Raw genomic sequence first — 12,743 nt, forward strand, 5'->3', positions numbered from 1 at the left:
GGTGGTGGAACGTCGGGGGCGGTGCGGTCGTCGGCGGGTGACCTGCCGGTCAGGGCCGGCGGCCCGGCGCGGCTCCGCGTCGCCAGGGGTGCAGGAGGGCGGCCAGGATCTCGCCGGTGCCGGGGAAGGCGGCGGGGTCCCGGAGGCCCACGGCGGCGGGTTCCCGGCCCGGTCGCCAGGTGAAGCTGCCGAAGAGGTGGTCCCAGCACGACAGGTCGGAGCCGTAGTGCCCGGCCTCGGCCAGATCGGTGCTGTGGTGCAGCCGGTGCTGCTCGGGGCTGGCCAGCAGATGGTTGAGGGGGCCGATGCGGACGTCGATGTTGGCGTGGACGAAGTAGCCCTGGGCGGCGACGAAGAGTCCGGTCACCAGCACGGCCGGCCGGGAGAATCCGGCGAGGGCCAGGGCCAGTTGGACCAGGCCCTGGGCCAGGACGATGTCCAGGACGTGGTTGACGCCGTTGTTGGCGACGTTGACCTTCTCCGGCACGTGGTGCACGCCGTGCAGCCGCCAGAGCAGGGGGTTGCGGTGGCCCAGCCGGTGCACCAGATAGCTGGCGAGCGATCCGGTGAGGAGCGCGCCCGGGATCTCGACCCCCAGATGGTGGGTCGGCTCCGCCGGCGAGATGAGGCCGACGGCCAGCGACACGAGCAGTTGCGCCAGTCCGCTTCCGGCCATGGTGAGCAGGAAGTAGATGCCGTAGAGGCGCCATTCCGCCGTGGCCGGGTGCCAGGTCCGGTCGTACGGAATCAGCCGTTCCAGCAGGACGAGATAGGAGATGACCCCGATCAGGAAAAGCGGGCTGACCCGGGCCGGGTCCCATCGCTCCCGTACCGCGAACACCCCCACGAGAACGACCGCGAGGAGCAGAAAGGGATAGGAGAACGCACGGAGGAAACGGGCCGGTGAATTACCGGCCGCACTCCGACGCACATCCGAATGGTCTGCCGAATGAATTGCGCCATCGGCTCCACGCTCACGCTCGCCCATCCGTGACCCCCACAGGAGACGGTAACCGAAAGAAGGATCGATACGCCGCATCAGGGCAGGTCATCGCAGCCTTTGGCGCATCGGCGCACCCGGGGGGCCACCCCGGATCCGCACGGAAAGATGTCAGACACCCGGCCCCGACGGAATTCGGCCGTGGCGTGAACCGATGCCTCTACCCCCATCGGCCCAGATCATTTATTTCCCGCTCCCGTCGCTTTAACCGTGCTCGGCACGGAGAAATCGCCCATCCTTTTCGACCGCGGCACATAATTGTGTGAGGAATTAATTCTTAGGATCATCGAGACGCCGAAGGACGGCGCATCGCGATGCGCTGGTCCGCCTTTTCCACGCCGGGGCGTGCGTGGGGGCGCGGAGCCGTACGCCGGCACGCGTGACACGCCCCGGTCCGTGCGGTGGCGCCGCCCCCGGCTGGCGCGACCCGCCGTGCGCCCCGATGCTGTTCACACACGGCACCGAGAGGGCCCGCTATGCCCATGGACGACCCCACTCCGGCGGACGGCGCGCGCTCCCGTCTGGAACTGCGGGCGATCCGTGCGCTGCTGGACGCACAACGGCGGAGGATCACGGCGTACGCGGCCCTGCACCAGGACGACGACGAGGACCGCGACCCCGGTGTGCTCCCCGGGGCGGTCCTCGTGACGCCTCCCGGGGGCCAGGAGGTGCTGGACGCGCTGCCGATGGCCGCGCTCCTGCTGGAGCCCGTCTTCGGCGCGGACGGGGAGCTGCGGGACGCGCTGGTCATCGGCCGGAACGCGCAGGCCCAGGTCTACGGAACGGCACGGGCACGCGAGAGTCCGGCCGAGCCTCCGGGCGGCGCGCAGTGGCTCTTCGCCCGCTATCCGGCCCTGGCCGCCACCTCGGTCCCCCGGATGCTGACCGCCGCGTACCGCGAGGGCGTTCCGCAGGGCCCGCAGGACGTGGAATGGCTCGCGCGCACCCGTACGGGACCCGTGCGGAGCAACGGCGAGGCGCGGATCGCCCCCTGCGGCCGCCACTACCTGCTGACCTGGGAGCCGGGCAGCCGCCTCCGGATGGCCGCCGCAGCGCAGCGGCTGGTGCGCAGCTGCTGGGCGGAGTGGAACCTCGGGGACCCCGGGGTGCTGCCCTCGCGCGGCTTCCGGCAGGTCCTCGGCCTGGCGCGGGGCACCCCGGTGCCGGGGCTGTACGAGCTGGCCGCCGCGGCCACGCCCGCCAGTCTGCCCGCGCTGTACCAGACGCTGTACGACGTCATCCTCCGCAAACGGACCACCGCCTGCGAGCTGCGCCTGCGCGGCAGCGGCCGGAAGGTGTTCCGCATGATCGCCGAGCCCGTGCGGATCGCCCCGGGGAGCCTGGTGTGGGCGGTGCGGGCCGTGCTCGTCGATGTGACGGCGGATCTGCGGCGCCGGGAGGCGGCCCGGCGCGCGGAGCGCGAGGCGCGTCGGGAGCACGAGCGTGCCGAGGCGGTCGCGGAGATCGCGGACGTCCTGCGCGAGGCGGTGCTGCCCCATTTCCAGGACGAACTGGACCCCTACGGTCTGGAGGCGGCGGCCGTCTACCGCCCCGACGCCCGCGAGGCCGGGGTCGGCGGGGACTGGTACAAGGCGCGCAGGCTGCCCGACGGCCGTCTCCTGATCGCCCTGGGCGACGCCCGGGGCCACGGGCTCGCGGCGGCCACGCTGATGGCGAAGCTGCGGTACGCGCTCGCGGGGCTCGCGTACACGCAGGAGCCGGTCGAGCGGCTGACGCAGTGGCTCAACGAGGTGGCGTGCGCGGAGGGCTCCGAGTCCACCGCCACCACGATCATCGCCCGCTTCCATCCCGAACAGGCGCTGCTCCGGTGGACCTGCGCCGGTCATCCGCGCCCCGTCCTCGTGCGCGACGGCCGCGTCGCCCTGCTGCCGATGACCGGCGCAGGCCCCGGGCCCCCGCTGGGCGTGCTGTCCGGCGTGTCCTACGACGCCACCGAGTCGCCGCTGGAGATCGGTGACATCGTCCTGATGTACTCGGACGGCCTCACCGAGCGCCGCCCGGCCGATCCCGACCGGGACACGCTGCGCTTCCTCGAAGCGGCGGCCCGGTGCTTCGAGGAAGCGCCCCCGGGTCCGGGTCAGGACGGACTCCAGGACTACGTGGAACTGCTCGTGGCCCGGCTGGACGGCCCCCACCGGACCGATGACGCGACCCTCCTCGCCCTGCGGCGGATCGGGACCGTTTAGCGGGCGGCGGGCGCTACTTCGCCGTCCAGGCCGGACTCGTGGCGACGGCCCGCAGCTGAGCCATCGTCAGGGCGGGTTCCTCGCGGGTGGCCGGGGTGTTCTGCGCACCGGAGTTGAAGGCGGAGACCACCACCCGCAGGCCGTCCGGGCGCAGGGTGTCGACGGTCCACATCCGCACGCCGGCGCCGCCCTTCTCTCCCGGACCCTGGTGGGAGGCGACCTTCGTCCCGTCGGGCAGCTCCTCCGTATCCGCGAGGAACAGATCGCCCGCGTCGGACATGCCGGGCTGCACATTGATCTGGACGAGGGAGGCGCCCTTGCCGTCGTCCACGACGACGTAGGCGAACTCGTCCTGCCCGTCGCGGGAGACGACCTTCACGGAGGGAGGCAGCAGCGCGGTGAGCTTGCGGAGGATCGCCGCCCCGTCCAGGCCGCGCGCCGGGGGCTGCCGCACGGGTTCGCGGGGCGCCTTCGCGAGGGCCGCCATCACGGGCCGCCACGCCTTCGACGTGACGAGCGCCTTCAACTGCCCGGCGTCGAGCGGGGGATCGTCGCGGGTGGTGTCGGCGCCCTTCTCCGCCGGGGCGTTCCACTCGCTGGCGTCCACGGTGTAGCCGTCGCGGGTCACGAGGTAGGCGTGCCACCACTTGGTGTCCACCCGCTTGTCGGGGTACTCGTAGCCGCGCATCACCATCAGGCGGGAGCCGTCGGGGAGTTTCTCCTCGCGGCAGGAGTCGTACGGGACGTAGACCTTGTCGGGGCAGGCGAGCTGTTCCCCGGCCTCGCTGCCGGTCGGGTCGACGGAGCCGACGGAGACGCCGATCGCCGCCCTGCCCCGGCCGTCGTCGTGGACGAGGTGGGCCAGCGGTCCGGCCGGGTCATCGGTGCCGCGTGCGGAGCGTTCGGTGATCTTCCCCTTCGGCAGCAGCCCCTCCAGGACGGCACCGACCTGCCGGGCCGAGAGCTGCGGCCCGGTGGCGCCGGCCGGTGCGGCGGAGGCGGCCCGGCTCGCCGCCGGCCGCGCGGCGGCGGGGGCGCCGGTGCCGCCCGGCTGGTGGCCGAAGGCGCCCGCCGTGTACGAGGCGCCGATGCCCACGACCGCCAGCGCCACGACACTGCCGGTGACGGCCGCGGTCCTGCGCCGCCGCACCCCGCGCCTGCCGCGTGCGACGCCGCCGTCCACCAGCGGGAGGCCGTCGGCGGAGAAGGTCTCCCCCGTACGGCGCAGCGCGTCGCCGAGCCCCGTCTCGAACGGGTCCCGGTCCTCGCGTGTTCCAGACATGTCCAACCACCCTTGTCGTCTTCGTCGGTCCAGCGGGTCAGCGTGCGGCGAGATCGGCGAGGCTCCCGCCGAGGAGCGTCCGCAGCCGGGCGAGTGCCCGGGTGCTGCGGGTGCGTACGGCCGCGGAGCTGACGGAGAGGGCGTCCGCGGTCTCGGTGACGGACCGGTCCTCCCAGTACCGCAGCACCACCACCGCCCGGTCCTTCGGCGGCAGTTGCCGCAGCGCGTCCAGGAGTGTGAGGCGCAGCGAGGGGTCGGCGGACGCCGTCGTCCGCGCGTCCTCCGGTATCGCCTCGCTGGGCCGCTCGCCCGCCGAGCGCCGCCGCCGGTGGGCGAGGAAGGCCCGGACGAGCACGGTCTGCGCGTACGCGGCGGGGTTGCCGAGCGTGGGGCTCCGGCCCCACACCACGTACATCCGCCCCAGCGTCTCCTGCACCAGGTCCTCGGCGAGATGGGTGTCACCGCTGGTCAACAGGCACGCGGAACGGTAGAGATGCCCCATGCGGGCCTCCGCGAACGCCCGGAAGGCGCCCTCCTGGGACCGCCTCATCCGCCACCCTTTTCCCTTGCCGGCCGCTTACGTCCTTACCGATGCGGCGGAGGTGACGAAATGTTTCATGCCGGTCCCGGGAGGTGTGCGCCGGTCCGGCGGATCCGGTGGCCGGGGGCGTTGTCGGTGCCGGCCGGTAGCGTGCGGGCAGCCCGCCTTTCCTCCGCTCACTCCCGGGAGACACCGTGGACATGCTGCTCATCGCCGGTCTCTGGCTCGACGGCTCGGCCTGGGACGAGGTCGTGCCCGAACTCACCGCGCTGGGCCACCGCCCGGTCGCCCTCACGCTTCCCGGCCAGGGCGACGGCGCCGCCTCCGCGACGCTGGAGGACCAGGTGGCGGCCGTCGTCGCGGCCGTGGACGCCTCCCCCGGGCGGCCGCTGGTGGTGGGGCATTCCGCGGCGGCGACGCTGGCCTGGCTGGCCGCCGACGCACGGCCGGGGAAGGTCGCGGGGACCGCGCTGATCGGCGGCTTCCCCGCGCAGGACGGGCGGGCGTACGCCGATTTCCTGCCGATCAGGGACGGGGAGCTGGCATTCCCGGGATGGGAGCCGTTCGAGGGCCCGGACGCGGCCGATCTGGACCTGCCCGCGAGGAAGGCATTCGAGGCGGTCGCGATCCCCGTCCCCGAGGGCGTCGCCCGGGGCGCGGTGCGGCTGACGGACGAGCGCCGGCTGGCCGTGCCGGTGACCCTGGTCTGCCCGGAGTTCACCCCGGCGCAGGCGAAGGAGTGGATCGCCGCGGGCGAGAGTCCCGAGCTGGCCCGTGCCGCCGATGTCACCTATGTGGACCTCGACTCGGGGCACTGGCCGATGTTCACCCGGCCCCGGGCCCTGGCGGAGGTGCTGGCGGCGGTCGCGGAGGCGTAGGGACCGGGGCCCGATGCCGTGCGGCGGGGCCGGTCAGCGCGCGGCCCCGCTCTCCTCCCAGGTGGAACGGGTGACGTTCCGCAGGAAGTACACCGGGGTCACCGCCGTGGCCAGGGCGAAGACGGCGAAGGCCGTGCGCATGCCGCCGACTTCGGCCAGCACGCCGACCAGGGCGGCGCCCAGCGGCATGGCGCCGAAGGTGAAGAGACGGGCAGCCGCGCCGTAGCGGCCCTGCATCGCGTCGGGGACCTTGCGCTGGGAGAGGGTGCGGGCGTTGACGGACCAGAGGGTGCCGCCCATGCCGCCGAGGAAGGCTCCGGCCGCCACCGCCCAGACGCTGGTGGTGAGCGCGGGGAGCGCCACCATCGCGGTGGTCCCCAGGAGATCGGCGAGCATGGCGCGGCGCACCCCGAGGAGCCGGTTCACCCGCGTCACGGTGAGCGCGCCCACCAGTCCGCCGACGCCGAGCGCGCTGAGGACGAGGCCGTAGCTCCGCGGGTCGAGGCCCATGACCCGGGAGGCGTAGAGGGGGATCAGTGCCAGCCAGGCACCCCAGACCGCGCAGAGCACGGCGACGACCAGGGACAGGGTGCGCAGCACGCGGTCCCGCCACAGGAAGCGCAGCCCTTCGGTGACCCGGCCGCCGGCCGCCCGCGACGCGGAGTCCGCGATGTCGCGGGCGGGCCGGAAGCGGCCGGCCAGGAGGAGCAGGGCGAGGGCGGCGACGGCGTAGGAGATGCCGACCAGGCCCAGCGCGAGGCCGGTTCCGGCGGCGAGCAGGAGCCCGCCGAGGAAGGGGCCCACGAATTCCTGGCCGACCGTCTCGGCGCCCACCATCCAGGCGTTGGCGCGTTCGCGTCCCTCGGGCGGCACGGCCGAGGGCACCAGGGCGGAGGCGGCGGTCGAGGCCAGCACGTCGGCGGTCCCCAGCACCGCCCCGGCGGCGAGGAGCCCGCCCAGGGAGAGGCCGCCGGTCAGGGCGGTGGCGAGCAGCCAGCCGGTGGCCGCCACCCGCAGCGCGCCGGCGATCCAGAGCAGCCGTCGCCGGTCGAGGCGGTCGACGAGCACGCCGACGTGGAGCGCGACGAGCAGCCACGGCAGCGTCACCGTCAGGGAGACCGCGGTGACCTGGGCCGGTGAGCCGGTGAGCCGGGCGGCGAGCAGCGGAAGGGTCATCTTCAGCACGCCGTCGGCGAGGTTGGTGGCCGCCGTGAACCCGACGAGGACCGCGGTGTTGCGGCGGCCGGTCTCCTCCGGAGACCGCGCCCCCGCCCCCGTGTCCGATGCCGCTTCCCCGCTCTCCGACCGTACGGACGTCCCTGTGCTCACGGCTGCCGCCTCCCCACCTTTAACCGCCTAACGGCTTAGGCGGTGAACGTACTGTGGCGCATGCCGGCGGCTCCGCGCAACCGGTAAAACGGTTAGCCGGTGAACGGGGGTAGGATGGCGGACGATCGCGGGAGGTGACACGCCATGCTTGAACCGCCGGCCTCGGCCGTCCTGGTGGAGTCCTTCGCCAACACGGTGGACGTGGAGGAGGCGAGCGACGAGATCGCCACTCCTCAGGGACTGTCCGCCTGGCTCGGGGGTCGCGGTCTGCTGGACGACCCGTCCGTGACCCTCGCCCCCGCCGACCACCGCGACTATCTGGCCCTGCGCGCGGGCATCCGTGAGGAGTTGGGCGCACACGTCGGGGACGTCCCCGATCCGGCACTGCTCGCCGGGGCGGACCGGGTGCTGGCGCGGCATCCGGTGCTGGTCACCGCACGGGGCACGCTGGCCCCCGTTCCGGATCTGCCCCCGGAGCGCCGCCCGCTGGCCGTTCTGGCCCTGGCCTGGAGCCAGTTGGTCACCACGGGGGACGCGGCGCGCCTCAAGCGGTGCGCCGAGCACAGCTGCGCCTGGGCGTTCTGGGACGTGTCGAAGAACCGCAGCCGGCGCTGGTGCTCGATGCGGGTCTGCGGGAACCGCAACAAGGCGCGGTCCTACGCGTCGCGGCAACGGAGCGGCGCCGCCGGGGCCGAGACCGCTGCCGCTGCCGGTGCCGGTGCCGGGGCGCCGGAGGGCTCCCCGGGCACCGGCTGAGCGCCCGTCAGCGGCGCACGCCGAACCACTGCTCGGCGCCGTACTCCTCGAACCGCTCCACCTCCGTGAACCCGAGCTTCGCCGCGAGGCGCATCGCGGGGGCATTGGCGGTCCGGGTGGAGAGGACGACGGGTTCACCGGCCCGTGCGCGGGCGCACCAGCCGAGGGCCGCCGCGCACGCCTCGGTGGCGTAGCCGCTCCCCCACGCCTTCGGCAGGAACAGACAGCCGAGTTCGGTCTCGCCGCCCTCGGGACGGACGCGGCCCCGGCGTTCGGCGGGGCGCCGGTCCAGGGTGACGATGCCGACCAGCGCACCGTCGCGCGCCGCCACGAAGAGGCCGGGGCGGCGTCCGGGGACCTCCGGCATCGCGCGTTCCAGCGCCTCGCGCGGCTGCGCGCCGCCGGTGTGCGCGCCCACCTCGGGCGAGGAGAACAGCTCCACGAACCCGGGGCGGTCGCGCGCCTCGGAGGCGCGCAGCACCAGGCGTGCGGTGCGGATCGGGGCGGGGGGCCATGCCTCGTGGGCGGTGGCGGCTTCCTGTCCGGGTGCGGTCATGACCGGCAACCTATCCCGGGCGGGGCGGAGATGACGGTCGGTCACCCGTAACGCGACGGGCATCGGCCCGCATCACCGGAAACCGCAATCCGGTTCCACAATCCGGAACTCGGGTGGAACGCGGTGCCGGTGCGGTCAGCGGGCCGGGCCGGTGTCCACGTAACGCAGCCAGTACGGGTCGCCGATGCGCTTGCCGACGCGCAGCGCGGCGTCCCGGACGGCGCGGCCGAAGCGGGCCGCGTTCTCGTCGTGGACCTCGCGGGCGGGCAGGGCGATCCCGATGCCGAAGACCTGGCCGGTGTCGCCGTCGAGGACGGCCGCGGAGATCCCGGCGACGCCGGGGACGTACTCGCCGCGCGAGGAGTCCCAGCCGTCGGCGCGGACCCGGGCCAGGCACGCGGTCAGCTCGCCGGGGGTGCGCGGGGCGGAGCCGGTGCTCTGCTCCAGCCGGGCGCCGACGAGCCGCAGCACCTGGGCGTCGTCGAGGCGGGCGAGCAGGGCGCGCCCCATGGAGCTGGCGTAGGCGGGGGCCCGGGTGCCGGCCGGGGTGTACGCCTGGAGGGCGCCCGTCGTACCAATGCGCATGTGGAGCACCAGGGACTCGGCGCCGTCGAGCACGTCCACGTATCCGGTGTATCCGATGTCGGCGACCAGCCGGGCCAGCTCCTCCTCCAGCAGCGAGGCGGTGCTGCGCGAGGCGCGCAGATGGTACGAGGCCTCCATGACGAGGGGGCCGGGGCGGTAGGCGCGGCTCACCGGGTCGCGGTCGAGGAAGCCGTAGTCGGCCATCATGCTCAGCGTCCGGGACACGGAGCTCTTCGGCTGCTCCAGCGCCGTCGACACGTCCGTCACGGTCAGATCGCGCTGCAGGCGCGCCATCAGCTTCAGGACATCGCGCGCGTTGGCGAGTGTGCTCACCGTTCTCCCGCCTCCCCCGGGCGTCCCCCGAGTCGTGTCGTCCGATCGTAAGCGGCCCGGGCCGCCGGCCCCGACCGGCCCCGGTCCGCACCGCCGGGCTGCCCACATGGCGAGAAGCCCGGAGGCGGCCTTGACGGCACTGTTCACCGTAGGCATGATCCTGGAGATCCGAATATTCAGACATGGTTCCAGATTTTAGAACTACCCGGCGGGGCCCGAAACGACGACGCCACCGGCCCCCGCCCCACACGGAAGCACCGAGGAGCATGACCACTGACGCCCCGCCCCAGGCCGGGACCCCGTCCGCCGAGCACGGCGGACGGCGCCACCCGCGCGCCCTGGCCCCCGGCAATCTGATCCTCACCGTGGTGCTCAGCGTCTTCGGCGCCGTCGTGGGCGTGCAGTTGCTCGCCACGCTCGGGGTCACCCCCAGCACCTCGCTGATCGGCGCGCTGGCCGCGATGACGCTGGCCCGGCTGCCGTTCGTGGTGTTCCGCGGCTTCCGCTCGGTCCACGCGCAGAACCTGGCGCAGACCAGCATCTCCTCGGCCACGTTCGGCGCGGCCAACAGCCTGTTCCTGCCGATCGGCATCCCGTTCCTCTTCGGGATGGACGACATGATCGTCCCGATGCTCATCGGGGTCTCCGCCGCGATGCTCGTCGACGCCTGGCTGCTCTACCGCATGTTCGACACCCCGGCCTTCCCGGCGGCGAACCCGTGGCCGCCGGGGCTCGCCGCCGCCGAGGCCATCAAGGCGGGCGACGAGGGCGGGCGGCGCGCCAAGGTGCTGGGCCTGGGACTGCTGACCGGTCTGGTGGGCGCCGTGTTCGCGCTGCCGATGTCGGCGTTCGGCGTGGCCCTGATCGGTGGGCTCGGCGCCATGGCGGCGTTCGGGGCCGGACTGCTCTTCACGCAGTACGCGGACCCGCTGTTCGGGCTCGATCTGAACGGCATGTACCTGCCGCACGGCATGATGATGGGCGCCGGCCTGGTCGCCCTGGTCCAGGTCGGCCGCACCGTCCTCGCGGCCCGGCGCACCCACGCGCCCCGCACCGGTCCGGCAGCGCCCCGCACCGCCGGGACGACGGCCGGGGACGCCGAGGACGGGGCGCGCCGGCTGGGCCGCTCCATGCGGCTGGGCTTCGGTGCCTACCTCGTGATCTCCGTCCTGCTGGCCTTCGGCACCGGCGCGGCCACCCACATGTCCCCCGGCATGCTGATCGGCTTCCTGCTGTACGCGTCCGTCGCCGCCTTCCTCCACGAACTGCTGGTCGGCATCGCCTCCATGCACTCCGGCTGGTTCCCGGCCTTCGCCATCGCCCTGATCACCCTGCTTCTCGGCATCCTCATCGGCTTCCCGCCGGAGGCCCTGGTCGTGCTGTCCGGTTTCACGGCCGCCACCGGCCCGGCCTTCGCGGACATGGGCTACGACCTCAAGGCCGGCCATCTGCTGCGCGGCGAGAACGCCGATCCGGCCTTCGAGCTGGAGGGCCGGCGCCAGCAGCTCATCGCCGCGATGATCGGTTTCGTCGTCGCCATCGCCGTCGTCCTCGTCTCGTACCGCATCTTCTTCGACAGCGGCCGTACCGCCCCGATCGACGCCGCGTACGTGGCCGCGATCAAGGCCGGCCCCTCGGCCGAGACCGCCCGGCACCTGGCGCTGTGGGCGATCCCCGGGGCGCTGGTCCAGTTGCTCGGCGGATCGCGGCGGCAGCTCGGCATCCTGCTGGCGACCGGGCTGCTGATCACCACGCCGATGGCGGGCTGGATGGTCGCCGCCGGACTCGCCGTCCGCGTCCTGGCCCCGCGGGTCCTCGGCCGGAAGGCCACGGAGGACCTGGAGGTCTTCGCCGGGGGCGCGATCGCCGGCGACGCGCTCTACTCCTTCGGCAACGGCGTGTTCAAGGCCGCCGGTTAGCCCTCTCTCACCCCCTCACCCCCCGCATCGAAACACCCTGGGAGACCCCTCCGATGAAGCGACAGCTGACCCATGACGACCTCCGCGCGGCCGTGTACGGCGGTGCCGTACTGGGCGGTGGCGGCGGCGGGTTCGTCGAGCGGGGCCTGCGCACCGCCGAACTGGCCCTCCAGGTGGGCACGCCGGAGCTGTGGACCGCCGACGAGTTCGCGGCCGACGACCTGACCGCGACGGTGGCCCTGGTCGGTGCCCCGGCCGCACCCGACCCGCAGGTCCTGCCCACGCATCTGCTGCGCGCCCTGGAGCTGCTCCGCCGCGAACTGCCCCGTGAGCTGGTCGCCGTCCACACCAACGAGAACGGTGCCGAGACCACCATCAACGGCTGGTTCCACTCGGCGATGACCGGCCTGCCCGTCATCGACCTGGCCTGCAACGGACGCGCCCACCCCTCCAGCGTGATGGGTGCGATGGGCCTGCACCACGAGGACGGCTACCGCTCCAGCCAGGGCTATGCGGGCGGCAAGCCGCACTCCTATGTGGAGGGGGCCGTCTCCGGCGGTCTGGAGGCCACGTCGAACGTGGTGCGGCGCGCCTCCGTCGAGGCGGGCGGCTGGGTGGGCGTGGCCCGCAACCCGGTCGAGGTCGGTTACGCGGTGCGCAACGGGGCGCCGGGCGCCATCGGGTTCGCCATCGAGCTGGGCCGCCGCTTCCTCGCGGACGGCCCGGCCGGTGCCGCCGCGCAGCTCGGCGGCGAGATCGCGGTGACCGGCACGGTGCGCACGTACCGCTGCGCGCAGCGCGAGGGTCTGGACGTGGGCGTCGCGGTCCTGGACGACGCGGCCGGCACCACGCTGCACTTCGTCAACGAGTACATGGCGCTGGACGTCGGCGGAGAGCGCCGGGCCTCCTTCCCGGACCTGATCACGACGTTCGACGAGGACGGGCAGCCGCTGGCCTCCGCCGACGTCGCCGTGGGCACGCGGCTGAGCGTGCTGGTCGCCCCGGCCGACAACCTGCTGCTGTCCACGACGATGTACATGCCCGAGGTGTACGCCCCGGTCGAGGAACTGCTGGGTGTGCGCTTCGCCCCGGAGGCGAGGGCCCTCTCCCGCGTCTGATCCGGACCGCCGCACGGGCCCGCCCCCCTGTCGTCGAAGGGGGCGGGCCCGTGCGCCGTCTCAGGCGGTCAGGTCCGGGCGCCGGGTGACGCGCACCGCGTTGACCAGCGGGGTGCCGGTCACCGCCCGGAGCGCGAGGTCCGGCCGGACGTCAGGAACGCCTGGAAGCGGGACCGGCGCGGGCCGTTTCGCCGTACGGTTGCCGGCCTGTGGCCGGACCGCGCACCGAGTCCGCCAGG

At 73.8% G+C, this 12,743-nt stretch carries 11 protein-coding genes; 5 read left to right on the forward strand and 6 right to left on the reverse strand.

From position 1 onward, the window contains the following. Positions 1 to 49: 49 nt before the first annotated feature. Positions 50 to 988: a sterol desaturase family protein gene (locus tag ACWCXC_RS28610; RefSeq protein WP_450890940.1), complete on the reverse strand. Its 939-nt coding sequence runs from the start codon at positions 986 to 988 to the stop codon at positions 50 to 52. 488 nt (positions 989 to 1,476) lie between these two features. Between ACWCXC_RS28610 and ACWCXC_RS28615 the strand changes: the two genes are divergently transcribed. After that, the gene (locus ACWCXC_RS28615; RefSeq protein ID WP_450890941.1) at positions 1,477 to 3,207 is read left to right on the forward strand and encodes a PP2C family protein-serine/threonine phosphatase; all 1,731 of its coding nucleotides are present in this window, start codon (positions 1,477 to 1,479) and stop codon (positions 3,205 to 3,207) included. Between the two features lie 13 nt (positions 3,208 to 3,220). Here ACWCXC_RS28615 and ACWCXC_RS28620 read toward each other — a convergent pair whose 3' ends face one another. Both ACWCXC_RS28620 and ACWCXC_RS28625 read right to left on the reverse strand, forming a co-directional pair. Continuing rightward, positions 3,221 to 4,489, reverse strand: a complete 1,269-nt coding sequence (locus ACWCXC_RS28620) for a hypothetical protein (protein WP_450890942.1) — start codon at positions 4,487 to 4,489, stop codon at positions 3,221 to 3,223. A 37-nt stretch (positions 4,490 to 4,526) separates the two neighbouring features. After that, positions 4,527 to 5,039 carry a SigE family RNA polymerase sigma factor gene (locus ACWCXC_RS28625; RefSeq protein WP_450684096.1) on the reverse strand — a complete coding sequence of 171 codons (513 nt, stop codon included), beginning with the start codon at positions 5,037 to 5,039 and terminating at the stop codon, positions 4,527 to 4,529. A gap of 185 nt (positions 5,040 to 5,224) precedes the next feature. On the opposite strand from ACWCXC_RS28625, the gene ACWCXC_RS28630 reads away from it, so the two are divergent. Then, on the forward strand, positions 5,225 to 5,908 hold the full coding sequence (locus tag ACWCXC_RS28630; protein WP_450684095.1) for an alpha/beta fold hydrolase: 684 nt from the start codon (positions 5,225 to 5,227) through the stop codon (positions 5,906 to 5,908). Between the two features lie 33 nt (positions 5,909 to 5,941). On the opposite strand, the gene ACWCXC_RS28635 is transcribed toward ACWCXC_RS28630, so the two are convergent. Beyond that, positions 5,942 to 7,237, reverse strand: coding sequence for an MFS transporter (locus tag ACWCXC_RS28635; RefSeq protein ID WP_450684094.1), 1,296 nt, complete (start codon positions 7,235 to 7,237; stop codon positions 5,942 to 5,944). Positions 7,238 to 7,381: 144 nt separating this feature from the next. Here ACWCXC_RS28635 and ACWCXC_RS28640 point away from each other — a divergent pair, with 144 nt between their 5' ends. Beyond that, positions 7,382 to 7,993, forward strand: a complete 612-nt coding sequence (locus ACWCXC_RS28640; RefSeq protein ID WP_450890943.1) for a CGNR zinc finger domain-containing protein — start codon at positions 7,382 to 7,384, stop codon at positions 7,991 to 7,993. Between the two features lie 7 nt (positions 7,994 to 8,000). Here ACWCXC_RS28640 and ACWCXC_RS28645 read toward each other — a convergent pair whose 3' ends face one another. Both ACWCXC_RS28645 and ACWCXC_RS28650 read right to left on the reverse strand, forming a co-directional pair. Continuing rightward, complete coding sequence (locus ACWCXC_RS28645; RefSeq protein WP_450684092.1) at positions 8,001 to 8,549, reverse strand: GNAT family N-acetyltransferase; 549 nt, start codon at positions 8,547 to 8,549, stop codon at positions 8,001 to 8,003. A gap of 135 nt (positions 8,550 to 8,684) precedes the next feature. Next, complete coding sequence (locus ACWCXC_RS28650; RefSeq protein WP_450684091.1) at positions 8,685 to 9,467, reverse strand: IclR family transcriptional regulator; 783 nt, start codon at positions 9,465 to 9,467, stop codon at positions 8,685 to 8,687. Between the two features lie 266 nt (positions 9,468 to 9,733). Here ACWCXC_RS28650 and ACWCXC_RS28655 point away from each other — a divergent pair, with 266 nt between their 5' ends. Further along, positions 9,734 to 11,386, forward strand: a complete 1,653-nt coding sequence (locus ACWCXC_RS28655) for an OPT/YSL family transporter (protein ID WP_450684090.1) — start codon at positions 9,734 to 9,736, stop codon at positions 11,384 to 11,386. A gap of 53 nt (positions 11,387 to 11,439) precedes the next feature. Beyond that, a complete protein-coding gene (locus ACWCXC_RS28660; RefSeq protein WP_450890944.1) occupies positions 11,440 to 12,504 on the forward strand; it encodes an S-methyl thiohydantoin desulfurase domain-containing protein in 1,065 nt (354 codons plus the stop codon). Positions 12,505 to 12,743 lie beyond the last annotated feature (239 nt).

This window comes from Streptomyces sp. NPDC001515 (genome assembly GCF_053597115.1).

Coding starts and splice junctions, on each gene's coding strand:
- ACWCXC_RS28625 (WP_450684096.1), bottom strand. CDS start 5,039: ATGAGGCGGTCCCAGGAGGGCGCCTTCCGGGCGTTCGCGGAGGCCCGC.
- ACWCXC_RS28655 (WP_450684090.1), top strand. CDS start 9,734: ATGACCACTGACGCCCCGCCCCAGGCCGGGACCCCGTCCGCCGAGCAC.
- ACWCXC_RS28620 (WP_450890942.1), bottom strand. CDS start 4,489: ATGTCTGGAACACGCGAGGACCGGGACCCGTTCGAGACGGGGCTCGGC.
- ACWCXC_RS28660 (WP_450890944.1), top strand. CDS start 11,440: ATGAAGCGACAGCTGACCCATGACGACCTCCGCGCGGCCGTGTACGGC.
- ACWCXC_RS28640 (WP_450890943.1), top strand. CDS start 7,382: ATGCTTGAACCGCCGGCCTCGGCCGTCCTGGTGGAGTCCTTCGCCAAC.
- ACWCXC_RS28615 (WP_450890941.1), top strand. CDS start 1,477: ATGCCCATGGACGACCCCACTCCGGCGGACGGCGCGCGCTCCCGTCTG.
- ACWCXC_RS28610 (WP_450890940.1), bottom strand. CDS start 988: ATGGGCGAGCGTGAGCGTGGAGCCGATGGCGCAATTCATTCGGCAGAC.
- ACWCXC_RS28645 (WP_450684092.1), bottom strand. CDS start 8,549: ATGACCGCACCCGGACAGGAAGCCGCCACCGCCCACGAGGCATGGCCC.